A 23,551-nucleotide genomic window follows, 5' to 3' on the forward strand; every position below is an offset into this window, starting at 1 on the left:
AACGGACGGCATCACGCGTAGTATTCGAAGGTCTCCGCAGCGTGTCTCCTAAGGAGCCCCCGTGCATCTCCGCCACAGGTGGGAGGTCGTCGAGACCATCGGCCACGTGACCACCCAGCGCTGCACGATCTGCGGCAGGACCAGGGTCAGGGTGACCTCCACGCGACGCGGTGCGGGCTACTTCCCCTGTTTGGGGTACGTCAGGCGGCAGTCGGGATCGTCCGGGCCGAGCATGTTGGCCAGGACCGGATTCCCGTTCTCCCCGAACTCGGCCTGGACGAAGACCACCGGGCTGGGCGTGCCGAGCTCCCCGACGAGGTAGTCGACCCCGGCCTCGCAGAGCGTGACGGCCTGCTTGGAGTTGTCCGCCGTCTCCGGCAGGTCGGTGTATATCCGGAGATATCCGCCGACCATTCGGACGTCCTTGACCCGCTTGCTCGCCTTGTGGCCCTTGAAGTAGGCCACCGCGCCCTTGTCGGTGTGCCTGGACGGCCCCGAGGCCTTCATCTCCCTGGCCTTCTGCCGCTTCCTGTCGGCCTTGGCCCGATCCGCGGCGCTCTCCTTCTTCCCGGCGTTCCCGGCGTCCTTGGCGTTCTCACGGTCGACCTCGGCCGCCACCACGGTGCCGCCCGCGGGTGCCGCGGGCCGGGCCGCCGCGGGGGCCGGACCGCCCGGTGCCGCCGCCCGGGCCACCCCGCTCCCGGGGGCCTCCTCGTCGGGGAACCAGAGCCCGCCGATCGCGAGGGCGCCCACCGCCAGCGCGGCGATGCCCGCCGAGACGTCGAGGACGCGTGAACGTGTCTGCTTTCTCCGGCGCCCTCGAGCACGCCGCCTGGATCGTGCCAGAGCTTCGCCCCTTTTCACCCTTGGCCTCACATCGACAGGTGATTTTCACCGAGTATGGCAAATCAAAGGGGCGGTAAAGAGACTCTCACGAGATTATTTTCGCCCGGTCTCCCCGGGGGACGCGTTCCGTCCCTTGCGTCCCTGCCGTCGCGCCCCCGGGACCGGCCCTCACACCTGCGGGACCCGCTTCACGCCCGCGGGAGGGCGGAGCCCGTACGGGCACGACGACACCACGCCCCGCGGTGGCGGGGCGTGGTGGCGGGACGGGACGGGACGGGACGGGGACCCGGCTAGGGCAGCGCGGCGATCAGTTCGGCGGCCGGCTTGCGCACACCCGTGTAGAAGGGGGTCTCCTCGCGGGTGTGCCGCCGGGCCTCGGCACCGCGCAGGGTCCGCATCAGGTCGACGATCCGGTGCAGCTCGTCGGCCTCGAAGGCCAGCATCCACTCGTAGTCGTTCAGCGAGAAGCAGGCGACGGTGTTGGCGCGCACGTCGGGGTAGTCGCGCGCCATCCTGCCGTGCTCGGCGAGCATCCGGCGGCGGTCGGTGTCGTCCAGGAGGTACCACTCCAGGGAACGCACGAACGGGTAGACGCTCACGTACCCGCGGGGCTCCTCCTCGGCCAGGAAGGCCGGGATGTGCGACTTGTTGAACTCGGCCGGGCGGTGCAGCGCCATGGCCGACCAGACCGGCTCCGACAGCCGCCCCAGGCCGGTGCGGCGGAAGCGGGAGTAGGTCTCCTGCAGGTCCTCGGCCGTCGGGGCGTGCCACCAGAACATGAAGTCGGCGTCCGCGCGGAAGCCCGCCACGTCGTACAGGCCGCGGGTGACCACGTCCTTCTGCGCCATCTGGGCCATCAGGTCGTCGACCTCGGCGGCGATGCCCTCACGGTGCCCGGGACAGCGCTCGCTCAGCCTGAACACCGACCACATCGTGTAGCGGATCACATCGTTCAGCTCGCGTGCCTTGGGCCGCGGGTTCACGTCCGTCGTCCTCACCCCTTCGTCAGCGAATCGGTCCTGCTCTGCCATTCTCCCGTGGGATCCAGGTGGTCCAGGATCCGGGCCGCCGCGGTGCGGGCGGTCGACACGCAGGCGGGGATGCCCAGTCCTTCGTAGGCGGCGCCGCACAGGGCGAGCCCGGGCAGGGCCGCGGTGGCCGACCGGATGCGGGCCACCCGGTCGAGGTGGCCCACCTCGTACTGCGGCAGGGAGCCGCCCCAGCGGGTCACCCGGGAGTCCCGGGGCGGCCCGCGCACGCCCATCACGTCGGCCATCTCGGCCGTCGCCGCCGCGACGAGCCCGGCGTCGTCGCGCTGGAGCGTCTCCTCCTCGCCGATCCGGCCGATCGAGCAGCGCAGCAGGACCAGGCCGGGGCCGGTCTCGGCCAGGTGCGGCCACTTGACCGAGCTGAACGTGACGGCCTTGACCGTCCGCCCGTCCACGGCCGGGACCAGGTAGCCGCTGCCGTCCGGCGGCCGGGGGAACGCCTCGCGCGGGTAGGCCAGCGTGACGATGGCCATGCTCGCGTACTCGATACGGGCCAGCTCGGTGGCGGCCGGGGGCGCCTCCTGCGCGAGCAGCCTGCTCGCCGCCGGGGCCGGGACGGCGACGATCACCGCGTCCGCCTCCAGCGTCTCGGGCCTGGGGACCGGGCCGGTCACCAGCAGCCAGCCCGACGGCGTCCGCCGCAGCTCGCGCACGGTGACACCGGTCCTGATCGTCGCGCCCGAGGCCGTGGCGACGGCCTCGGGGAGGCTGCCCATCCCCCGGCGCAGCGTGGTGAAGACCGGCCCGGCGTCCTTGGGCGCGTCCGCGGCGATGTGCCGGGCGGCGGCGAGCAGCGACCGCTCGGAGCGGGCCGCGGCGGCGATCCTCGGCATGGTCGCGTCCAGCGAGAGCCGTTCGGCCCTGCCCGCGTAGACGCCGCCGAGCAGCGGCTCGACGAGCCGGTCGACCACCTCGCCGCCCATCCGGGCCCGGATGTACGCGGCCACCGAGACGTCGGTGACGATGCGCGTGGCCGGCAGGGCCGGCTCCAGCCCCGCCCTGGCCAGGCCGCCCGGGGACAGGACCCTCGACCGGGCCAGCGCCAGGAGGTCGGACGGCACGCCCATGACGTGCCCCTTCGACATGGGACGCAGCGTCCCGCGGCTCAGGATGCTCGCGCGGGTGGTGCCGGGAAGGCGCAGCTCCTCGCCCAGCCCGGCCGCCCGGGCCAGTTCCTTGCCCTCGGGCCGCCTGGCGAGCATCGCCTCGGCCCCGGTGTCCACCGTGACCCCGGCCACCTCTGCGGTGTGCAGCTTGCCGCCGACGCGCGGGGCGCCGTCCAGGACGGTGATCTCGAGGTGCTCGTCGCCCTGCCGCAGGAACCACGCGGCGGCCAGGCCGGCGATCCCTGCGCCGATGACCACCACGTGTCTCCGGTTGCCTTCCATGACTCCTGACCGTACCGCTCCGTCCCGCCGGGTCCGTCTCCCGCCCCGCGGCCGCGCGCGCCCCTCGCGCCCGGCCCGCCCCGGTGCCGGACACGGCGCGGAACGTGACGTCATCGTGACCGCCCCGCTCCGAACCCCGCCCCCGCGCCCTTCGTCATCAGGGTCATGAACAGATTCCGGTACGGTCCCCGGGCGGCCGTCGCCCTGGCAGGTCTGGCACTGCTGGTGACCGCCTGCGGGGGAGGCGCGATGACGTCCTCCGACGCCGTGGCCCCCGCCGCCCCCGCGGCCGGCTCCGGCTCCGGCTCCGACGGCGGGTCGGAGGCCGGGTCGGCCCGCCGGCAGGCGCCGGGCGAGACGGCCGCCAAGGTCGAGTCCCGGGACGAGGCGGCGAAGCCCGGTCAGGTGGAGGTGGTCCCGCAGGACAGGGCCATCGTCTACACGGCCGAGATGACGGTGCGGGCCAAGGACGTGACCGCCGCGGCGGACACCGCCCGCCGGGTCGTCACCGCCGCGGGCGGCTACCTGGCGATGGAGAGGTCGGACTCCCGCTCCGAGGGTGAGGGCAGCGCGACGCTGGTCTTCAAGATCCCGCCGGGGAACTACCCCGGCACGCTCGACCGCCTCGGCAGGGAGCTGGGCACCCGTGAGTCGCTGACGCAGAACACCGAGGACGTCACCGAGGAGGTGGCCGACGTGGAGAGCCGCCTGAAGTCGGCCAGGGCGGCCCTGGAGTCGCTGCGCACCCTGCTGAAGCGGGCCAACACGATCGGCGAGGTGCTCCAGGTGGAGCGGGAGCTCTCCGACCGCGAGAGCGAGCTGGAGTCCCTGCAGGCCAGGCAGAAGTCCCTCGCCGCGCAGACGAGCGTGGCGACGCTGACCCTGAACCTGGTGGGCCCGGCCGCGGTGGTGAAGCAGGAGGAGGAAGAGCCCTCCGGCTTCCTGGAGGGTCTGCGGAAGGGCTGGAGCGCCTTCGTCACCGCCGTCAAGGTCGGCCTGACCCTGCTGGGCGTGCTGCTCCCCTGGCTGGTCGCGATCGGCCTGGTCTGGGCGATCGTGGCGTTCGTCCTCCGCCGCAGGGGGCGCGACGGCCACCGGCCCGCTCCGGCCGGACGGCCCGCGGCACCCGGCGGCCCCGCCCTCGGCGCGGACGGGGACCGTACGGACGGCGAGCCGGACACGCAGACGGACCGTCGGGTGTACGGGGAGGGCGGGAGCGACGGTCACGACGAGGACCGCGGGAACGCCCCCGGCACGGACGGGCCTCGTACGGACGCCCCCCGTACGGACGAACCCGGCACGGACGGACCTCGTGCGAACGGACCCGGCATGGACGAGCCTCGTGCGGAAGGGCCCGGCGCGGGGGGAAGGGCCGGGCGGTAGGGGTCAGCGGGCCGAGGCCGCGTGCACGAAATCGGTGAGGCGGGCCAGCTGGTCGGGGTCGGTGCCGGGAAGCACCCCGTGGCCCAGGTTGAACACGTGGCCCTCCAGCCCGGCGGCGCGGGCGAGGATCTCGCCCGCCCGCCGCTCGACGACCTCCCAGGGGGCGAGCAGGATCGCTGGGTCCAGGTTGCCCTGCAACGCCTTGCCCGGGCCCACCCGCCGGGCGGCCTCGTCCAGCGGGACCCGCCAGTCGACGCCGACCACGTCGGCCCCGGCCTCGCCGAGCAGGCCCAGCAGCTCGCCGGTGCCGACCCCGAAGTGGATGCGCGGTGCGTCCAGCCCGGCCAGGCCGTCGAAGATCCGGCTCGTGTAGGGCAGGACGAACTCGCGGTAGTCGTCGGGCGAGACCGCGCCGACCCAGGAGTCGAAGAGCTGGACGGCGGAGACGCCCGCGTCGAGCTGGACGCGCAGGAAGCCCAGGGTGATCTCGGTCAGCCGGTCCATGAGCGCGTGCCAGAGCCCCGGCTCGCCGTACATCATGGCCTTGGTGTGGTCGTGGTTCTTGGAGGGACCGCCCTCGATCAGGTACGACGCCAGCGTGAACGGGGCGCCCGCGAAGCCGATGAGCGGGACGGCTCCCAGCTCCTTGGTCAGCGCCTGGACGGCCTCGGTGACGTAGGAGACGTCGTCCGGCTCGATCGGGCGCAGCGCGCGGGCCGCGTCGGCGTCCCTGATCGGCGCGGCGACCACCGGCCCGACACCGGGCTTGATGTCCAGGTCCACGCCGATCGCCTTGAGCGGGACGACGATGTCGCTGAAGAGGATGGCCGCGTCCACCCCGTACCGGCGCACCGGCTGCATCGTGATCTCGGTGACCAGGTCCGGGGTCGCGCAGGCGGTGAGCATCGGCACCCCCTCGCGGATCGCGCGGTACTCGGGCAGCGAGCGACCGGCCTGGCGCATGAACCACACCGGCGTGTGGGGAACGGGCCGGCGGCGGCAGGCGCGGAGGAAGGCGGAGTCGGCGGGCTCGGAAGTCACTCCCCCAGGGTCCCACGACGGTGGACCGGTCGGTTCGGCGCGGTCGGGAACCCGATGCGATCAGCGGGAATCGCCTTTGTCCACCGCGTTCGTCCCTGAGAATGCCCGCATATTTTTAAATGATGATAATAATCGCGTATTACCAGTTTTGGGGCGTTCGTCCTCTTGGATCCGATGTCGGCGCGCCCCCGCCGGAGCAGGCGGCGCGGGGAGATCATGTTTCCGGGTACAGTTCCTCTCATCGGTGATCCTGGCCCGGCCCCCGGCTGGTCCAAATGTTCGCCAAGTCACCGCGCGGCATCGATTCCTGCACCACTTTGGGGACACGCCGAGCACGCTGCGCGGAAATGTCGGCGCGACGTGCCAACGTCGGACCACGACCCGACGAAAGGCCCGTGCGATGTCCACCATGTGGAGTTCACCCGAACGTCGCGGTGAGCACCGTGCCTCCTGCGCTCGCGGGCGGGTCCTCGAACAACGGTCCCGTCAACGGTCCCGTCCCGGCGGCGACCCGGGCGGGCGCCTCGTCCGACCAGGGGCCGGGCACGACGGTGGACGGGGCCGCGCCACGCGCGGCCGTACGTCCTTCCCGGGAGTTCTCCTCGGCGGGGTCGCACCCGCCCCGCACAGGCCGCAGACAGCGGCTTGATCGGTTCCTATGGCTCCTATACGCACCCCAGTGGTCCCCATGCGATCAGTTTCGACCTACGCTTCCGATATGACCGTCGGTGACGCGCCGCCCGCTCCCGCCGCCTTCAGGCGCGCGGTGGCGAGCATGCACCCCGCGGAGGTCAGACCCGAGATCGAGCTGGAGGACATCCCGGCACCGCAGCGCCTGGCCCCGTACTCGGCCGCCATCGGCGCCTCGGTCTATCGCGACGACGACGAGCTCGCGATCGGGCGCCTCATCATGCTCTTCGACCCGGAGGGCCGGAACGGCTGGGACGGCCAGTTCCGGCTCGTCGCCTACGTCCGGGCCGACATGGAACCCGAGATCACCGAAGACCCGCTGCTCGGCCCCGTCGCGTGGAGCTGGCTCACCGAGTCGCTCGACGCCCACGACGCGGGTTACGCCGCCGCGGGAGGCACCGTCACCAAGGCGGTCTCCGAGGGCTTCGGCAACAAGGCCGAAGATCCGGTGACCACCGAGCTGGAGCTGCGCGCGTCCTGGTCACCGCTGCAGGAGGACCTGTCCGGACACGTCGCCGCCTGGTGCGATCTGATGTGCCTCGCCGCGGGCATACCACCCCTGCCACCCGGCGTGGCGGCGCTGCCGCCGCGCCGTCGCGAGGATCCGGAGCCCTTCAGAACGTGACCGACGAGACGACCGTAGTTCCGCTGCTGGAGCCCCGCGAGGGGATCCCGCCCGTCATCGAGGACCAGGCGGCCCTGGCGCGCGTGGTGCGCGCCTTCGCCGAGGGCACCGGTCCCGTCGCCGTGGACGCCGAGCGCGCCTCCGGTTACCGCTACAGCGGCCGGGCGTACCTGGTCCAGCTGCGCCGGGCTGGCGCGGGCAGCGCGCTGATCGACCCCATCCACTGCCCCGACCTGTCGGAGCTGGACGCGGCGCTGGCCGGTGCCGAGGTGGTGCTGCACGCCGCCTCCCAGGACCTGCCGTGCCTGGCCGAGGTGGGTTTCCACCCGCGCGAGCTGTTCGACACCGAGCTGGCCGGCCGGCTGCTCGGCTACGAGCGGGTCGGGCTCGGCCTGATGGTGGAGAACGTCCTGGGCCTGCGGCTGGAGAAGGGCCACTCCGCGGCCGACTGGTCCACCCGCCCGCTGCCGGAGGACTGGCTGCGCTACGCCGCGCTCGACGTCGAGGTCCTGATCGAGCTGCGCGACGTGCTGCACGCGGAGCTGGAGTCCACCGGCAAGCTGGCCTGGGCGCGTGAGGAGTTCGCCGCCGTGCTGGCGCACCGGACCCCGGCCCCCCGCTCCGACCCGTGGCGGCGCACCTCGGGCATCCACAAGGTCCGCTCGCTGCGCGGCCTGGCGGTGGTGCGGGAGCTGTGGACGCTGCGCGACCGGCTGGCCCGTGAGTCCGACGTGGCCCCCGGCAGGGTCCTGCCGGACTCGGCGATCGTCACCGCCGCCCTGGAACTGCCCCGCACCACCAAGGCGCTCACCGACATCCCCCCGTTCACCGGTCGCAGCGCCCGGCGGCACCTGCGCGACTGGCTGGCCGCCATCGGCACCGCCCGCTCGCTGCCCGACGCGGAGCTGCCCCAGCCGAGCGTGCAGGGGGACGGGCCGCCCCCGGCCAACCGGTGGATGGACCGCGACCCGGTCGCCGCCCGCAGGCTGGCCGCCGCCAGGACCGTGGTCGCCGCCCTCGCCGACGAGCACCACATGCCCGCGGAGAACCTGATCCAGCCCGACGCGGTACGCCGCCTGACGTGGGAGCCGCCCGAGGTCGTCGACGACGAGACCGTCGCCGCCCGGCTGCGCGAGCTGGGCGCCCGCGAGTGGCAGATCGCGCTGACCGCCCATCCGATCGCCAAGGCCCTGCTCCGTCTGGAGATCAAGGGACAGGCGTGAGGGGGCGGGGCACGGCCGCTCAGCTCGTCGACAGCGCCCGTGGCAGGCGCAGCCCCGTCCCGGCGCTCCCGGTGCCGGAGGACGCCGGGCGCGCGTAGGGAATGGCGCACCACACGGTCCGGCCCAGGCCCCGGCCGTGCTCGCACGTCCCCCCACCGCCCGCCCGAGAGCCGGTCCACGATGAGCAGGCCGCGACCGCGTCCGGCTCCGGGCCGGTCGCGCGGGATGTGCGGCACCCGGGAGGTGGAACCGGCGTCGGAGACCTCCACCCGGACGGAGTCGGCGCTGTCGGTGAGCGTCAGCCCGATCAGGTCGTCCACCGGCCCGCGGTCGGAGTGCTCCACGGCGTTGGCCAGCAGCTCGGAGACCACCTGGACGACGTCCGTCAGGAGGGCGTGGTCGGCGCCGAGGGCCTCGCGCGCCTCCCGGCGTGCCTGCCGTACCGATTCATGATTGTTGTCCAGAAATATCTCTGCGAGCTTTCTCGGTTCCATGCTCGACGCCCCCCACCTGGATTTCATGAATCGCCGTCTTCGTGGCCGTCCCCGACGGGAATCCCCACAGGGACGACTACCCTACGCGTTCGTTCCGACACTCAGTGGAGGCGCTTTCGCGCTTCTGTCCGGTGACGCGGCAGGGCCGTGGCCGTCGGCCGGTTCAGGCCCGGTGCGGACCCGGCGCGGACCCGGCGCGGACCCGGCGCGGGCCTTTCACCGGTACGGGATTCGGCGCGGACGGCACGGAGGATTGCCCGCGAATTCGCGGCCGGGATCGGCACGATGCGAGGCTTTCTGGTGATTCAGGTGTTTCAGCGGAATCCGGCGGGCGTCATCCGCCGCCGGGCGTCGTGAATCGCGGTCCCGTCGCTCGCGCGTCCCCGGATCGGGCATGACACGATCCCGGACGGCGTCGAGGAGACGGCACGGCGGCCGGTCCGCCCCCGTGGTGGGGGCGGGCCGGCCGGTGCGGGGTCAGCAGGTCGCGAGCATGTTCTGCAGGGCGGTCTTCTCCGAGCTCTGCAGGGTGAGCTTCCAGTGGAACTTCACCTGGATCCACGCCCTGGCGTAGGTGCAGCGGAAGGTGCCCAGCGGCGGCTGCCACGTCGAGGGGTCCTGGTCCCCCTTGGCCTGGTTGACGTTGTCGGTCACCGCCCACAGCTCCGGTCCGCCGAGGTCGTTGGCGAAGGCCTGCCGCTGCGCGGTGGTCCAGGAGTGGGCACCGGAGCGCCAGGCCTCGGAGAGCGGCACCATGTGGTCGATGTCGATGTCGCTCGCCGCGGTCCAGGTGGCGCCGTCGAACGGGGAGTACCACCTGCCCGAGGTGGCCGCGCAGCTGGAGTTCACGACCACTCCGGTGCCGTCCCGCTTGAGCACGGTCTCGCGGGTGTTGCAGGCGCCGCTGACGGTGATCCAGTGGGGGAACAGGGTCCGGTCGTAGGAGGACTGGTTGGTCTCCGGCGCCACGGTGAGCGTGGCCAGACGGCTGGCGGCGGTGGGCGCCGAGGGGATGTTGGGAGGGGTCGCGCCCGCCGTCCCCGGGGTCAGGGAGAAGCAGAGGGCGGCGGTGGTGAGGGCGGCGGAGACCGCGGTGACGACTCGCTTCACGAGTTGCCCCTTCTGTCGCTCCGCCTCGGCCAGTCGGGGGGTCTGGGCACGGCGAGGGGGAGGACAGACGGAACGTCTCAAGTCATGACAAATGAGCAAATGTCATGGTTTGACGATCAGTCAGGGGGCCGTTGGTCGGATCCTGACGCACGTTTCCCGGCGCGGGGTCGTGATCTGCGGGGACTTCTCACCCGCGCTCGCCGCCGTTTTCCTTTTCCGCCGACAGGGCCGGAGAAAGTCCGGTGAACGGCAGGAAACGCCCGGGGAAATCCCCGCCGCGGCCGTACCGGCGTACGGGGAGAGCACGATCGTGTGTGTCCCGGCACATGGAACACCACGTCATGACGTGGATCGCTGGTTAGGAATATCACACGACCCCGTCCCTTCGAGGTGCTTGCCGCGACCCCCGCGGCTACCGTACGGTGGTACGGAAAGCGCTTTCCATTGGAGGTCCGGAGAAGATGTCCCCGCAAAGCATCGGCGTCGTGATGAACGGCGTCACCGGTCGCATGGGTTACCGTCAGCATCTGGTGCGATCGGTTCTGGCGATCAACGAGCAGGGCGGCGTGCCACTGGCGGGCGGCGGGCGGGTTCTGCTCAGGCCGGTGCTGGTGGGCCGGAGCGCGGAGAAGCTCGAACGGCTGTCCGCCGGCCACGACATCGCCGAGTGGACCACCGACCTCGACGCGGCCCTCGCCGACGACACCAACCTGATCTACTTCGACGCCCAGGTCACCCAGGCCCGGGTGAAGGCCGTGCTCAAGGCGATCGACGCGGGCAAGCACGTCTACGCCGAGAAGCCCACCGCGGAGACCTCCGAGGACGCGCTGGCGCTGGCCGAGGCCGCCGCCGCCAAGGGCGTGAAGAACGGCGTCGTGCAGGACAAGCTCTTCCTGCCCGGCCTGCTCAAGCTCAGGCGCCTGATCGACGGGGGCTTCTTCGGCCGCATCCTGTCGGTGCGCGGCGAGTTCGGCTACTGGGTGTTCGAGGGCGACTGGCAGGCCGCGCAGCGCCCCTCGTGGAACTACCGCACCGCCGACGGCGGCGGGATCGTCCTGGACATGTTCCCGCACTGGGCGTACGTGCTGGAGAACCTGTTCGGCCGGGTCACCTCGGTCTACGCCCAGGCCGTCACCCACATCCCCGAGCGGGTGGACGAGGCCGGTGAGGCCTACCGCGCCACCGCCGACGACGCCGCGTACGGGATCTTCGAGCTGGAGGGCGGGATCGTCGCGCAGATCAACTCCTCCTGGAGCGTCCGGGTGAACCGCGACGAGCTGGTGGAGTTCCAGGTCGACGGCACGCACGGCAGCGCCGTCGCGGGCCTGCGCAACTGCCGGATCCAGCACCGGGCCACCACCCCCAAGCCGGTCTGGAACCCCGACCTGCCGGTCACCGCCCGCTTCAGGGACGACTGGCAGGAGGTGCCCGACAACGCGGAGTTCGACAACGGCTTCAAGATCCAGTGGGAGCGGTTCGTCCGCCACGTCGTCGAGGACGAGCCCTTCCCCTACGACTTCGCCTCGGGCGCGCGCGGCGTCCGCCTCGCCGAGCTCGGCCTGCGCTCCTCGGCCGAGGGCCGCCGCCTCGTGGTGGAGCCCTGATGAGGATCGCGCTCCCCGGCGGGGCACACGTCCTGCGCGAGCCGGTGACCTGGGACAGGACGGCGAGCCCGGCCGGCTCCCGCGTCGTCTACGCCGCCGCCCACGTGGTCGCCGACCCGCTCGGCGACAACACCCCCGGCTCCCCCGCCGCCGTCGACTGGGACGCCACCCTGCGGTTCCGCCACCACCTGTGGTCGCACGGGCTGCGGATCGCCGACGCCATGGACACCGCGCAGCGCAACATGGGCCTGGACTGGCCCGCCACCCGCGAGCTGATCCGGCGCAGCGCCACCGAGGCGAAAGCATTCGGTGACCCGGCCACGCTGGTCGCCTGCGGCGCCGGTACCGACCAGGCCCCCGCACGCCCGGACCCTGGACGAGATCGTCGCCGCCTACACCGAGCAGATCGAGACCGTCCAGGAGGCGGGTGCCGGGGTCATCGTGATGGCGAGCCGGCAGCTGGCCGCGGCGGCCCGGGGCCCGGAGGACTACCACCGGGTCTACGGCGAGCTGCTCTCCCGGGCCGACCGCCCGGTGATCCTGCACTGGCTGGGCGAGATGTTCGACCCGAACCTGGCGGGCTACTGGGGCTCGAAGGACGTGGCCGAGGCCACCGCGTCGTTCCTCGCGCTGATCCGCGAGCACGCCGCCAAGGTGGACGGGGTCAAGGTCTCGCTGCTGGACGCCGAGCACGAGATCGGGCTGCGCGCCGCGCTGCCCGAGGGCGTCAGGCTCTACACCGGCGACGACTTCAACTACCCCTCGCTGATCAGGTCCGGCAGCCACGCGCTGCTGGGCATCTTCGACGCGATCGCCCCGGCCGCCGCCGCGGCCCTGCGGGCGCTCGACGCCGGTGACCTCGACCGCTACGACGAGATCCTGGCGCCCACGGTCCCGCTCTCGCGGAAGATCTTCGAGGCTCCCACGTACAACTACAAGACCGGCATCGTCTTCCTGGCCTGGCTGAACGGCCACCAGGACGCCTTCTGCATGGTCAACGGCGCCCAGGCCGCGCGCTCGCTGCCCCACCTGGCCGAGGTGTTCCGCCTGGCCGACCGGGCCGGGCTGCTGACCGACCCGGAGCTGGCGGTCGCGCGGATGCGCTCCCTGCTGGCGGTGAACGGCCTGTGAGGACCTCCGCGGCGACCGCCGCACCCAAGACCCCCGGCCTGGCCGCGCGGACGGGAGCGTGGCGATGAGCCGTTTCTCGCTCAACCAGTGGACCACGAAGCGGTGGTCGGTGGCCGAGGTGGTCGACGGGTGCGTGCGGCACGGCGTCGAGGCCGTCGGCCTGTGGCGGCAGGACGTGGCCGCGCAGGGCCTGGAGGAGAGCGTCAAGCTCGTCGCGGACGCGGGCCTGCGGGTGTCGTCGCTCTGCCGGGGCGGTTTCCTGACCACCGGCTCCCCCGAGGCCCTGGAGGACAACCGCAGGGCGATCGACGAGGCCGCGGCCCTGGGCGCGGCCTGCCTGGTGATGGTGGTCGGCGGCCTGCCCGGCGTGGTGCCCGGCGAGCCGCTGGGGACCTTCTCCCGCGACCTGCCCGCCGCCCGGGAACGGGTCGCCGAGGCGCTGGCCGAGCTCGCGCCGTACGCGGGCGAGCGGGGGGTGCGGCTGGCCCTGGAGCCGCTGCACCCGATGTACTGCGCCGACCGGGCCGTGCTGTCCACCCTCGGCCAGGCCCTCGACCTGGCCGAACCGCACCCCGCCGAGCAGGTGGGCGTGGTCGTCGACACCTTCCACGTCTGGTGGGACCCGCAGGTCCTCGACCAGATCGCCAGGGCCGCGGGCCGGATCGCGAGCTACCAGGTGTGCGACTTCCTGTCCCCGCTCCCGGCCGACGTACTGCTCGGCCGGGGGGTGATGGGCGACGGGGTGATCGACTTCGCCCCGCTGACGGACGCGGTGGCCGCTGCGGGCTACACCGGGGACGTCGAGGTGGAGATCTTCAACGCCGACCTCTGGGCCGCCGACCCGGACGAGGTCCTGGCCAGGGTCAGGACCGCCTTCGGCGCGCTCATCGGGGTCTGAACGCGTCCCCGCAGCCATTGGGCCGCCATCAAGCCGCCGCCGGATCGCCGCCGGGCCGCCGCCGGGTCCTCTCGGGGACGCGGAGGCGGTCCGGTGGCGGTCCGACGGCGGGGAGGGTCGGTGGCGTCCCGCCAGGGGACGACCGCCCCGGGACCGTTCCAGAGGATGCAAAACGAGTTCATCGGCCCCGGATCGGGGCTTCACGTTGGAGTGACGACGCCGGTACTCGTACGGTAGGGGTATGACGACCGCAGAGAGCGAAGCCAGCCCCGCCGTACAGCGGCCGCCGGAGCATGTCCTGGCCGTACTCGAGGCCATTATGGAGTGGGAGGCGGCCAACCCCGACTCGGCGCCGTCCGGGCAGGGAGAGGCGATCCTCTGGGCCTTGGGCAAGCGCGAGCAGGCGCCCATCAGCGGGCGCCCCAGTTCCGGGCCCCCCAGCCTCGCCGACGCCCGTGCGGAGATCGACGCCGCCGAGCGGGTGCCGCGTGAGGGCCGGGTCGTCCCGGCCGACGGAGTGATCAGCACCTTGAACTGGCTGATCGGCGCCAAGGACGGCCTGCCGATCCCCGGCCGCCGCTCCTCGGAGGGGCACGGGCACCTGGTCGGCGGGCGCGGGGTCATCCTGCGCACCGAGGCCGAGATCAGCCGCATCGCCGAACTGGCCCGTACGGGCATGCCCAACGCCGCGGGCGAGTGGGAGAAGGAGTGGTGCTCGGGGACCGTCGCCGTGTGCGAGTGGGTGCTCGGCACGCGCCGCAAGTCCCCGGTCCGCAACACGCCCCGTCCCATCCACGGGCCGACCGGGCTCAACCTCGGCATGGAGGAGACCGCGGCCGAGGACGTGTCCCGTCAGCTCGGCCGGGGACGCCAGCACTCCCCCGGCTACGGCGACGGGGTCATCCGGACGATCCGCTGGCTGCGCGGGCAGATCACCGTCCCGCCGGTCAACGACCAGGGAAACCCGATCGCCGGCATGCGCTGACCGCCTTCTCCACCTCTCCACCTCCCGACGGAACGACCGGCCCGGACCACCCCGCCAGGGGACCGGGCCGATCGCGTGACGCGGAGGCGGACACGGGACCGGCTCGGCCCGGCCCGGCTTGGCGACGGTGAGGGAACGCACGGGACGCGAGCCCGGACGGCGGACACGGACGACGGGCGGGTCCCTCAGTCCAGGGCGCGGGTGCTCTCGCGGAGGATGACCTCTCCGGCCACGGTCTCCGCCCTGGCCTCGCCCGTCGCGTCCAGGGCCAGCTCCAAAGCGCGGGCGCCCATCTGCGGGAGCGGCAGCCGCACGGTGGACAGCGCCGGGACCAGGTCCCGCAGGGTGAAGATGTCGTCGAACCCGGCCACCGAGACGTCCTCGGGCACGCGCACTCCGCGGTCCCTGAAGGAGGCCAGGGCGCCCACCGCCATCACGTCGGTGACCGCGAAGACGCAGGTGACCCCGGTCGCCTGGGTGGCCGCCGCGTAGCCGCCCTCGCGGTCGAACGAGCCGTACAGCACCAGGGGCTCGGGCAGGCCCAGCTCCTCCAGCGCACCGACGAACCCGGCCACCCGGTCCCGGGGCGCGAGCAGCCAGTCGGGACCGGCGAGCACGGCGAACTTGCGGTGCCCCAGCCCGGCCAGGGCCCGGGCCAGCGCGGCGGCGCCCGCCCGGTTGTCCGGCACGACCGTGTCGGTGCCGAGCAGGTCCTGTCCCACGCAGGCCACCCGGCCACCGGTCTCCCGGTAGCGGTCGAGCTCCTCGCGGAGCCTGCGGGTCGGCTCGGGGTCGGCGACCCGGGAGCCGACGAGCAGCACCGCGCGGACCCGCTGGGCGTTCAGCGTGGAGACGTAGGCGATCTCCCGGCTCGGGTCGCGGTGCGTGGTGCCCATCATGACCATCAGCCCCTGGCTCTCGGCGACCCGCATGGCCCCGTCGGCGATGGCGGCGAAGTAGGGGTCGATGAGATCGTGCACGACCAGGCCGATCACGTTGCTGGCCCCCCGGGCGAGGGTCTGCGCGGCCACGTTGGTGCGGTAGCCGAGCTCGGAGGCGGACAGTTCCACCTTGGCCCGCAGGGACGCCCCCACCTGACGGGTGCTGCCGTTGAGCACCCGCGACGCCGTGGCGAGCGAAACGCCCGCGTGCCGGGCGACATCCTCAAGCGTGACCACCGACGACCTCCAGGAAAGCGTTTTCCAAGTCTGCCAGAGTTGTATCCGTCTCGCATCCCGGACAGATCGGCGAGACGGAGCCGAGGAGCGGCACATCCTCGGGGACAACCTACCCATCCGGCCAGGACCCGGCCGCGCCAGACGTTGTTACTGACGAGTAGCATGGGCTCCGAAGCCTTCCAGCAACGAGGAGCGAACCCCGTGCCTTCGTCTCGTGACGTCGTATTCGTCGACGGTGTGCGCACGCCCTTCGGCAGATCGGGCCCCAAGGGCCTGTACGCCGAGACACGCGCCGACGACCTGGTGATCCGCGTCATCCGCGAGCTGATCCGGCGTAACCCGAACCTGCCCCCCGAGCGCGTCGACGAGGTCGCCATCGCGGCCACCACGCAGATCGGCGACCAGGGCCTGACCCTCGGCCGTTCGGCCGCGATCCTGGCCGGGCTGCCCAAGAGCGTGCCCGGCTACTCGATCGACCGCATGTGCGCCGGCGCCATGACCGCGGTGACGTCGGTCGCCGGGGGCATCGCCTTCGGCGCCTACGACGTCGCCATCGCCGGCGGCGTCGAGCACATGGGGCGCCATCCCATGGGCGAGGGCGTCGACCCCAACCCCCGCTTCCTGGCCGAGCGCCTGGTGGACACCTCCGCGCTCGTCATGGGCATGACCGCCGAGAACCTGCACGACCGCTACCCCTCCATCACCAAGGAGCGCGCGGACGCCTTCGCGCTCGCCTCCCAGGAGAGGGTCGCCAAGGCCTACGCCGACGGCAGGATCCAGCAGGACCTGGTCCCGATGGCGATCAGGTCGGCCGAGAAGGGCTGGGGCCTGGCCACGGCCGACGAGGCCCCCCGCCCCGGCACCACGCTGGAGGGCCTGGCCGGCCTGAAGACCCCGTTCCGCTCGCACGGCCGGGTCACCGCGGGCAACGCCTCCGGCATCAACGACGGCGCCACCGGCTGCATCGTGGCCGCCGCCGACGTCGCGGCCGAGCTCGGCCTGACCGCGAGGATGCGCCTGGTCTCGTACGCCTTCGCCGGGGTGGACCCCGAGGTCATGGGCGTCGGGCCCATCCCGTCCACCGAGCGTGCCCTGCGGCTGGCCGGCCTGTCCGTCTCCGACATCGGGCTGTTCGAGATCAACGAGGCGTTCGCCGTGCAGGTGCTGGCGTTCCTGGAGCACTTCGGCATCGCCGACGACGACCCCCGGGTCAACCCCTGCGGCGGCGCCATCGCCTTCGGTCACCCGCTGGCCTCCTCGGGGGTGCGCCTGATGACGCAGCTCGCCCGCGAGTTCGGCGAGCGCCCCGACGTCCGCTACGGCGTGACCACGATGTGCGTCGGCCTCGGCATGGGCGGAACGGTCATCTGGGAGAACCTCGGCTGGGAGGGCGAGAAGTGACGGACATCAAGGACCTGTTCACCGACGAGGTCGTCACCCGCGCGACCGTCCGCGACGTGGAGCTGCCGCACGGCGCCGGCACCATGGCCCTGATCACGCTGGACAACGGCTTCGACCACACCAAGCCGTCCACGTTCGGCCCGGCCGGGCTGGCCTCGCTGGGCGAGGCCCTCGACGCGGTCGCCGGGGCGCGGCGACCTGGCCGCCGTGGGCGTCGTCGGCAAGCCGTTCGTGTTCGCCGTCGGCGCCGACCTCAAGGGCGCCGCGCTGATCTCCGAGCGGGACCAGGCGCTGGCGATCGGCCGGCTGGGGCACGAGGTGTTCCGCCGCCTCGGCGAGCTGGACGTGCCGTCGTTCGCGTTCGTCAACGGCGCTGCCATGGGCGGGGGCCTGGAGGTCGCGCTGCACTGCACGTACCGGACGATCTCCTCCGGGGTGCCCGCGGTGGCGCTGCCCGAGTGCTTCCTCGGCCTGATCCCGGGCTGGGGCGGCACCTGGCTGCTGCCCCGCCTGACCGGCCCGGCCACCGCCGTCAAGCTCATCGTGGAGAACCCGCTCGCGCAGAACCGCACGATCAAGGGCGCGGAGGCGTTCTCGCTCGGCCTGGCCGACGCGATGTTCGAGCCCGCCGACTTCCTGGAGGAGTCGCTGCGCTGGGCCGCCGGGGTGCTCCGGGGCGAGGTGACCGTCTCCCGGGCCGACCACACGGGGGCCGACTGGTCGGCGGCGATCGCCGACGCCCGCTTCCTGCTCGACGCCCGGCTGCACGGCGCCTCCCCGGCCCCGTACCGGGCGCTGGAGCTCGTCGAGGCGGCCCGCACCGCCTCCCGCGACGAGGGCTTCGCCGCCGAGGACCGCGCGCTGGCCGACCTCCTCATGGGCGACGAGCTGCGCGCCGGCCTGTACTCCTTCGACCTGGTGCAGCGACGGGCCAAGAAGCCCGCCGGAGCCCCGGACGCGGCCCTGGCCCGCCCGGTGACCAAGGTCGGCGTCGTCGGCGCGGGCCTGATGGCCTCGCAGATGGCGCTGCTGTTCGCCCGGCGCCTGCAGGTGCCGGTCGTGCTCACCGACCTGGACCGCGAGCGCCTGGACCGCGGCGTCGGCCACGTCCACGCCGAGGTCGACAAGCTGCTCGGCAGGGGCCGCGTCTCCGCCGACGAGGCCAACCGGCTCAAGGCCCTGGTGACCGGCTCGCTGACCAAGGACGCGTTCGCCGACGCCGACTTCGTCATCGAGGCGGTGTTCGAGGACATGAAGGTCAAGAAGCAGGTATTCGCCGAGGTGGAGCAGGTCGTCTCCGACGAATGCGTGCTGGCCACCAACACCTCCTCGCTCTCGCTCACCGAGATGGCGTCCGGGCTCCGGCGTCCCGAGCGCGTCGTGGGGTTCCACTTCTTCAACCCGGTCGCGGTGATGCCGCTGCTGGAGATCGTCCGGGGGGCCGGGACCGGCGACGCGGCGCTCGCCACGGCCTTCGCCGTCGGCCGCTCGCTGAGGAAGTCGTCCGTGCTGGTCAAGGACGCGCCCGCGTTCGTGGTCAACCGCCTGCTGACCCGCTTCATGGGCGAGGTCATCGGCGCCGTGGACGAGGGCACCCCGCTGGAGGTCGCCGACCACGCGCTGGACGGGCTCGGCCTGCCGATGACCCCGTTCGCGCTGCTGCAGCTCGTCGGCCCGGCCGTGGCGCTGCACGTCGCCGAGACCATGCACGAGGCCTTCCCGGACCGCTACGGCGTCTCGGAGAACCTCGCCCGGCTGGTCGCGGCCGGGAAGCCCGGCGTGTACGCGCCGGACTTCTCGCTGGACCCCGAGGCGGTGGCCCTGTTCTCCGGCGGCACCTCCCCCTCGACCGCCGAGGAGGTCCGGCTGCGCGCGCTGCGGGCACTGGACGAGGAGATCCGCCTGATGCTCGAGGAGGGCGTGGTCTCGGCCCCGCAGGACATCGACCTGTGCATGATCCTGGGTGCGGGCTGGCCGTTCCACCTGGGCGGCATCACCCCGTACCTGGACCGTGCGGGGATCGCCGAGCCCCGCTTCCTGCCCGCGGGGGTGGCGTCGGTCCCCGGCCGGTGACCTGACCGGACGGCTTCGGCCTGGGGGCGCGCTCGCCGACGGAGCGCGTCCCCTTTCTCGTCCTCGTCTCTCGTCCTCGTCCCCCGGCGGCCGGTCGATCTCCGGCCGCGGACGGCCGGGCACGTCGCGGCTCGCGGGTCGTCACGTCGCGGGTCACCGGTCGGCTCGCGGCTCGCGGGTCACCGACACGTCGCGGGTCACCGGTCGCGCCGAGGGTCGCGGGTACGAACCCGATGGAAAGCCCGGAAAAGCCAACAAGGCTGCGACCTGGCCATATGCGGTCCCGGGCCTCCTGGCCGGTATGGCGGGACCGGCCGGTGCGATCGCAGTACGGTGCACTCATCCACACGCGCGGGGGTGTGCATGGGCAAGGTTCTCATCGTGTCGGGGCTGCTGGCGGTCGTCGTCGTCGCGGTCCTCGTGGTGATCGTCGGACGGGTGCGCGCGGCGGGCCGCAGGCGGGCGCTGGCGGCGGCCGACCGCAACCGCGTGGCCCTGGAGCGGTGGTTCGACCTCCGCCCCACCGACACCGAGCGGCAGCTCGCGCTCAACTTCCTCGACGAGGCGTTCGCCCTCGGCCGGATCGACCAGGAGGACCACGCCCGGCGGGTCGAGACGGTCCTGAAGGCCGAGACCAACCGCGACGCCCAGAGCGTGCTGAACGACCTGCGACCGCCCGACCCGCCGTGAGATGCCCCGGGCTCCGGGCCGCCTACCGCCCTACGTGATGCTCCGAGAGCCTGCTGTGCCGGTAGCCGTACCCGAAGTAGATGACGATTCCGAGGAGCATCCACGCCAGGAACCTGAGCCAGGTCTCCACCGGCAGGTTGAGCATCAGGTACAGGCAGGCGAGCACCGACAGGATCGGCACCAGCGGCACCAGCGGGGTGCGGAAGGAGCGCGGCAGGTCCGGGCGGGTGCGGCGCAGGATGATCACCGCGATCGAGACCACCACGAACGCGAAGAGCGTGCCGATGTTGACCAGCTCGGCGATCGTGGACAGCGGCACCAGGCCCGCCAGCGCCGCCACCACGAGGCCCATCAAGATGGTGATGATGTACGGCGTGCGGTACTTCGGGTGGACCTTGCCCAGCCCGCTCGGGAGCAGGTTGTCGCGGCACATGGCGAACATCACCCGCGACATGCCCAGCATGAGGATCATCACGACCGTCGTCAGGCCCGCGAGCGCGCCGATGCTGATCAGCGAGGCGGCCCAGGTCTGGCCGACCGACTTGAACGCGTCCGCCAGCGGCGCCGCCTCGCTCAGCTGCCCGTAGGGCTGCATGCCGACCACGACCAGCGAGACCGCGACGTAGAGCACGGTGCAGACGCCGAGCGAGGACAGGATGCCGATGGGCAGGTCCCGCTGCGGGTTGCGGGTCTCCTCCGCCGCGGTGGCGACCACGTCGAAGCCGATGTAGGCGAAGAACACGATCGCCGCGGCGCCGAAGATGCCCATCACCCCGAAGGCGACCGGGGTGATCCCGAAGAGCACCTGGATGAGCGGGGCGGAGAGCCCCTCCACCGCAGGGGTCTCCTTGGACGCCGGGACGAACGGCACGTAGTTGGCGGCCCTGACGAAGAACAGTCCCGCCACGATGACCAGCAGCACCACGGTGACCTTGACGGCCACGATGACCAGGTTGAACCGGGAGGACAGCTTGATGCCCATGACCAGGATGGCGGTGAGGATCAGCACGATCAGCGCGGCGGGCAGGTTGAACGTCGCCCCCTCCCCGGCGATGGCTCCCGGCAGGGCGATCCCGACGGACTCCAGCAGCGAGGTGAGGTATCCCGACCAGCCGACCGCGACGACCGCGGCGCCGAGCATCATCTCCAGCATCAGGTCCCAGCCGATGATCCAGGCGGGGAACTCACCCAGGGTGGCGAAGGCGAACGTGTAGGCCGATCCCGCCGCCGGGACGGTGGAGGCGAACTCGGCGTAGCACAGGGCCGCGAGCGCGCAGACGATCCCGGCGATCACGAAGGACAGGGCCACCGACGGCCCGGCCATCTCTCTCGCGACCCGGCCGGTGAGCACGAAGATGCCGGTGCCCACGATGACACCGATACCGAAGACGGTGAGGTCGAGAGCGCTGAGATCCTTGCTCAGCCGATGTTCCGGTGCCTCGGTGTCGGAGATCGACTGTTCCACCGACTTGACGCGCAAGACGCTCATGGACCCTCCTCGACCGGCGGCGATGATCCCCCGACGCATCAGGTCATGCCCAGCGGATCACCCGCTGAACGACGGACACCGGGTTCTTTGGGAAAAATCCGGCGACCGTCCCGGCACGACGACGGCCCGCGCCCCGGTAGGAGGCACGGGCCGTACGCGGTGAGGGCCCGGCGGGCCATGAGGTCGGCGGGCCGTACGCGGTGAGGGCCCGGCGGGCCGTGAGGGTCAGCGGGCCGTGGCCGCCGGGGTCAGCGGGCCGGGTCGTTCTCCAGGACCGGGGAGCGCTTGGCGACCGCCTCGGTGATCTGGCGGGCGATGTCCTGGGAGGTCAGGCCGATCTCGCTGAGGATCTTCGGCCGCTTGGCGTGGTCGAGGAAGCGCTGCGGGATGCCGTACGTGCGGACCGGGACGTCCACGTCGGCGTCGCGCAGCAGGCGGGCGACCGCGTCGCCCACCCCGCCCACCCGTCCGCTGTCCTCGACCACCACGACCAGCTTGTGCAGGCGGGCCGCGGTCACCAGGGCCTCGTCCAGCGGCTTGACCCAGCGCGGGTCGACCACGGTGGCGGAGATGCCCTGCGCGTCGAGCAGGTCGGCGGCGCCCAGGCAGAGTTCGGCCATCGGGCCCACGGACACGAGCAGCACGTCGGGGTCGCCCGAGCGCAGCACGTCCATCCCGCCGAGGCGGCCGACCGCCTCGATCTCGGCCGTCACGGCCCCCTTGGGGTAGCGCAGCACGGTCGGGCCGTCGTCGACCTGCACGGCCTCGGCCAGCAGCTCCCGCAGGCGCGGCTCGTCCCGGGGGACGGCGATCGACAGGCCGGGCACGACCTGCAGGATCGACAGGTCCCACATGCCGTTGTGGCTGGCGCCGTCGTCACCGGTGACGCCCGCGCGGTCCAGCACGACCGTGACGGGCAGCCGGTGCAGGGCGACGTCCATCAGGAGCTGGTCGAAGGCCCGGTTGAGGAAAGTGGAGTACAGGGCCACCACCGGGTGCAGGCCGCCGAGCGCCAGACCGGCGGCGCTGGTCAGCGCGTGCTGCTCGGCGATGCCGACGTCGTAGAGACGGTCGGGGTAGGCCCGGGAGAACGGGATGAGCCCGGTCGGGCCGAGCATCGCGGCGGTGATCGCCACGATGTCCTGGCGCTCGGCGCCCAGCCGGACCATCTCCTGGCCGAAGACGTTGGTCCAGCCGTGCGGCTTGGGCTTCTCCTCGCCGGTCAGCGGGTCGAAGACGCCGGGCGAGTGGAAGCAGTCCTCGTCGTGGTTCTCCGCCGGGGAGTAGCCGAAGCCCTTCTTGGTGAGCACGTGCACGATGACCGGGCGGCGGAAGCCGCGGGCCCTGCGCAGCGCGGCCTCCACGGCCTGCTCGTCGTGGCCGTCGACCAGCCCGATGTACTTCAGGCCGAGGTCCTCGAACATGACCTGCGGGGCCAGGACGTCCTTGATGCCCTTCTTGACGCCGTGCAGGGCGTCGTAGACCGGGGCACCGACCAGCGGGACCCGGTGCAGGCCGTCCTTGACGAAGTCGAGCACGTCCTCGTAGCGCTGGTCGGTGCGCAGCGAGGCCAGGTGGGAGGCGAGGCCGCCGATGGTCGGCGAGTAGGAGCGGCCGTTGTCGTTGACCACGATGATGAGCGGCAGGTCCTTGCGCCCGGCGATGTTGTTGAGCGCCTCCCAGGCCATGCCGCCGGTGAGCGCGCCGTCCCCGATCACCGCGACGACCGTGCGGTCGCTCTCACCGCGCAGCCGGTAGGCCTTGGCCAGGCCGTCGGCGTACGAGAGCGCGGTGGAGGCGTGCGAGTTCTCGATGATGTCGTGCTCGGACTCGGCCTGGCTCGGGTAGCCCGACAGGCCGCCCTCCTGGCGGAGCGTGTCGAACCGCCCGGCCCGTCCGGTGAGCATCTTGTGGACGTAGGCCTGGTGCCCGGTGTCCCACAGGACGCGGTCGTGCGGCGAGTCGAAGACCCGGTGCAGCGCGATCGTCAGCTCCACGACGCCCAGGTTCGGGCCGAGGTGCCCGCCGATGCGGGCCGTGGAGGCGATCAGCAGATCCCTGATCTCCGCGGCGAGTCCCGGCAGCTCGTCCGGAGCCAGCAGCTTGAGATCCCGCGGTCCCTTGACCGACTCCAGAAGACTTCCAGGCTGCCCGGTCCGCTCGCTCACGGAATCATCTCCTCTGTACAGTCAACGTCAGCACGAGTCTAGTTCGGATGTGAGACGCCGCCCCCAAGAGCGGAGAGTCTGCACG

16 protein-coding genes and 3 pseudogenes are annotated in these 23,551 nt (G+C 72.5%); 10 read left to right on the forward strand and 9 right to left on the reverse strand.

Annotation, left to right across the window (positions count from 1 at the left end; all coding sequences use genetic code 11):
• Nucleotides 1-177: 177 nt before the first annotated feature.
• The 3 genes from ABD832_RS28790 to hemG all read right to left on the reverse strand — a co-directional run bounded on the left by ABD832_RS28790 (nt 178) and on the right by hemG (nt 3,283).
• Nucleotides 178-753: a hypothetical protein gene (locus ABD832_RS28790; RefSeq protein ID WP_344900965.1), complete on the reverse strand. Its 576-nt coding sequence runs from the start codon at nt 751-753 to the stop codon at nt 178-180.
• Nucleotides 754-1,136: 383 nt separating this feature from the next.
• Nucleotides 1,137-1,844, reverse strand: a complete 708-nt coding sequence (gene hemQ / locus ABD832_RS28795) for a hydrogen peroxide-dependent heme synthase (protein WP_344900968.1) — start codon at nt 1,842-1,844, stop codon at nt 1,137-1,139.
• Nucleotides 1,841-3,283: a protoporphyrinogen oxidase gene (gene hemG / locus ABD832_RS28800; RefSeq protein WP_344900971.1), complete on the reverse strand. Its 1,443-nt coding sequence runs from the start codon at nt 3,281-3,283 to the stop codon at nt 1,841-1,843. The genes hemQ and hemG overlap by 4 nt, the downstream gene beginning before the upstream one ends.
• A gap of 165 nt (nt 3,284-3,448) precedes the next feature.
• Here hemG and ABD832_RS28805 point away from each other — a divergent pair, with 165 nt between their 5' ends.
• Complete coding sequence (locus ABD832_RS28805) at nt 3,449-4,666, forward strand: DUF4349 domain-containing protein (RefSeq protein ID WP_344900974.1); 1,218 nt, start codon at nt 3,449-3,451, stop codon at nt 4,664-4,666.
• A 3-nt stretch (nt 4,667-4,669) separates the two neighbouring features.
• Here the strand turns inward: ABD832_RS28805 and hemE are convergent, their stop codons facing one another.
• Nucleotides 4,670-5,707 carry a uroporphyrinogen decarboxylase gene (gene hemE / locus ABD832_RS28810; protein ID WP_344900977.1) on the reverse strand — a complete coding sequence of 346 codons (1,038 nt, stop codon included), beginning with the start codon at nt 5,705-5,707 and terminating at the stop codon, nt 4,670-4,672.
• Nucleotides 5,708-6,425: 718 nt separating this feature from the next.
• On the opposite strand from hemE, the gene ABD832_RS28815 reads away from it, so the two are divergent.
• Together ABD832_RS28815 and ABD832_RS28820 are read left to right on the forward strand one after the other, a co-directional pair.
• Complete coding sequence (locus tag ABD832_RS28815) at nt 6,426-7,022, forward strand: DUF3000 domain-containing protein (RefSeq protein ID WP_344900980.1); 597 nt, start codon at nt 6,426-6,428, stop codon at nt 7,020-7,022.
• Nucleotides 7,019-8,245 carry an HRDC domain-containing protein gene (locus ABD832_RS28820; RefSeq protein WP_344900983.1) on the forward strand — a complete coding sequence of 409 codons (1,227 nt, stop codon included), beginning with the start codon at nt 7,019-7,021 and terminating at the stop codon, nt 8,243-8,245. Before ABD832_RS28815 ends, ABD832_RS28820 begins: the two co-directional genes overlap by 4 nt.
• Before the next feature lie 131 nt (nt 8,246-8,376).
• On the opposite strand, the pseudogene ABD832_RS42320 reads toward ABD832_RS28820, so the two are convergent.
• Both ABD832_RS42320 and ABD832_RS28825 read right to left on the reverse strand, forming a co-directional pair.
• Nucleotides 8,377-8,766, reverse strand: a pseudogene (locus tag ABD832_RS42320) (ATP-binding protein); the annotation flags it as partial.
• A 450-nt stretch (nt 8,767-9,216) separates the two neighbouring features.
• Nucleotides 9,217-9,849, reverse strand: a complete 633-nt coding sequence (locus ABD832_RS28825; protein ID WP_344900986.1) for an HNH endonuclease family protein — start codon at nt 9,847-9,849, stop codon at nt 9,217-9,219.
• 461 nt (nt 9,850-10,310) lie between these two features.
• Between ABD832_RS28825 and ABD832_RS28830 the strand changes: the two genes are divergently transcribed.
• The 4 genes and pseudogenes from ABD832_RS28830 (at nt 10,311) to ABD832_RS28845 (ending at nt 14,467) form a co-directional block, all read left to right on the forward strand.
• Entirely contained in the window at nt 10,311-11,453 is a 1,143-nt protein-coding gene (locus ABD832_RS28830; RefSeq protein WP_344900989.1) for a Gfo/Idh/MocA family protein, read from the forward strand.
• A pseudogene (locus ABD832_RS28835) lies at nt 11,453-12,584 on the forward strand (dihydrodipicolinate synthase family protein). The gene ABD832_RS28830 and the pseudogene ABD832_RS28835 overlap by 1 nt, the downstream one beginning before the upstream one ends.
• A gap of 64 nt (nt 12,585-12,648) precedes the next feature.
• Nucleotides 12,649-13,482 (forward strand): sugar phosphate isomerase/epimerase family protein, encoded by an 834-nt coding sequence (locus ABD832_RS28840; protein ID WP_344900992.1) that lies wholly within the window; start codon nt 12,649-12,651, stop codon nt 13,480-13,482.
• A 241-nt stretch (nt 13,483-13,723) separates the two neighbouring features.
• Entirely contained in the window at nt 13,724-14,467 is a 744-nt protein-coding gene (locus tag ABD832_RS28845; RefSeq protein WP_344900995.1) for a hypothetical protein, read from the forward strand.
• A gap of 185 nt (nt 14,468-14,652) precedes the next feature.
• On the opposite strand, the gene ABD832_RS28850 is transcribed toward ABD832_RS28845, so the two are convergent.
• On the reverse strand, nt 14,653-15,645 hold the full coding sequence (locus tag ABD832_RS28850; RefSeq protein ID WP_344900998.1) for a LacI family DNA-binding transcriptional regulator: 993 nt from the start codon (nt 15,643-15,645) through the stop codon (nt 14,653-14,655).
• Nucleotides 15,646-15,807: 162 nt separating this feature from the next.
• Between ABD832_RS28850 and ABD832_RS28855 the strand changes: the two genes are divergently transcribed.
• The 3 genes and pseudogenes from ABD832_RS28855 to ABD832_RS28865 all read left to right on the forward strand — a co-directional run bounded on the left by ABD832_RS28855 (nt 15,808) and on the right by ABD832_RS28865 (nt 19,809).
• Entirely contained in the window at nt 15,808-17,046 is a 1,239-nt protein-coding gene (locus tag ABD832_RS28855) for a thiolase family protein (RefSeq protein WP_413224657.1), read from the forward strand.
• Nucleotides 17,043-19,119, forward strand: a pseudogene (locus ABD832_RS28860) (3-hydroxyacyl-CoA dehydrogenase NAD-binding domain-containing protein). The gene ABD832_RS28855 and the pseudogene ABD832_RS28860 overlap by 4 nt, the downstream one beginning before the upstream one ends.
• A gap of 363 nt (nt 19,120-19,482) precedes the next feature.
• Nucleotides 19,483-19,809, forward strand: coding sequence for a DUF1707 SHOCT-like domain-containing protein (locus ABD832_RS28865; protein WP_344901004.1), 327 nt, complete (start codon nt 19,483-19,485; stop codon nt 19,807-19,809).
• A gap of 22 nt (nt 19,810-19,831) precedes the next feature.
• Here the strand turns inward: ABD832_RS28865 and ABD832_RS28870 are convergent, their stop codons facing one another.
• Together ABD832_RS28870 and dxs are read right to left on the reverse strand one after the other, a co-directional pair.
• A complete protein-coding gene (locus ABD832_RS28870; protein WP_344901007.1) occupies nt 19,832-21,298 on the reverse strand; it encodes an amino acid permease in 1,467 nt (488 codons plus the stop codon).
• A 248-nt stretch (nt 21,299-21,546) separates the two neighbouring features.
• The gene (dxs, locus tag ABD832_RS28875) at nt 21,547-23,466 is read right to left on the reverse strand and encodes a 1-deoxy-D-xylulose-5-phosphate synthase (RefSeq protein WP_344901010.1); all 1,920 of its coding nucleotides are present in this window, start codon (nt 23,464-23,466) and stop codon (nt 21,547-21,549) included.
• Nucleotides 23,467-23,551 lie beyond the last annotated feature (85 nt).

Source organism: Streptosporangium longisporum (genome assembly GCF_039534895.1).
Classification (GTDB): domain Bacteria; phylum Actinomycetota; class Actinomycetes; order Streptosporangiales; family Streptosporangiaceae; genus Streptosporangium; species Streptosporangium longisporum.

Excerpts from the sequence above, each read along its gene's own strand:
- hemG (WP_344900971.1), bottom strand. The coding sequence starts at position 3,283 with ATGGAAGGCAACCGGAGACACGTGGTGGTCATCGGCGCAGGGATCGCC.
- ABD832_RS28805 (WP_344900974.1), top strand. The coding sequence starts at position 3,449 with ATGAACAGATTCCGGTACGGTCCCCGGGCGGCCGTCGCCCTGGCAGGT.
- ABD832_RS28815 (WP_344900980.1), top strand. The coding sequence starts at position 6,426 with ATGACCGTCGGTGACGCGCCGCCCGCTCCCGCCGCCTTCAGGCGCGCG.
- ABD832_RS28830 (WP_344900989.1), top strand. The coding sequence starts at position 10,311 with ATGTCCCCGCAAAGCATCGGCGTCGTGATGAACGGCGTCACCGGTCGC.
- ABD832_RS28840 (WP_344900992.1), top strand. The coding sequence starts at position 12,649 with ATGAGCCGTTTCTCGCTCAACCAGTGGACCACGAAGCGGTGGTCGGTG.
- ABD832_RS28845 (WP_344900995.1), top strand. The coding sequence starts at position 13,724 with ATGACGACCGCAGAGAGCGAAGCCAGCCCCGCCGTACAGCGGCCGCCG.
- ABD832_RS28855 (WP_413224657.1), top strand. The coding sequence starts at position 15,808 with ATGGGCTCCGAAGCCTTCCAGCAACGAGGAGCGAACCCCGTGCCTTCG.
- ABD832_RS28865 (WP_344901004.1), top strand. The coding sequence starts at position 19,483 with ATGGGCAAGGTTCTCATCGTGTCGGGGCTGCTGGCGGTCGTCGTCGTC.
- ABD832_RS28870 (WP_344901007.1), bottom strand. The coding sequence starts at position 21,298 with ATGAGCGTCTTGCGCGTCAAGTCGGTGGAACAGTCGATCTCCGACACC.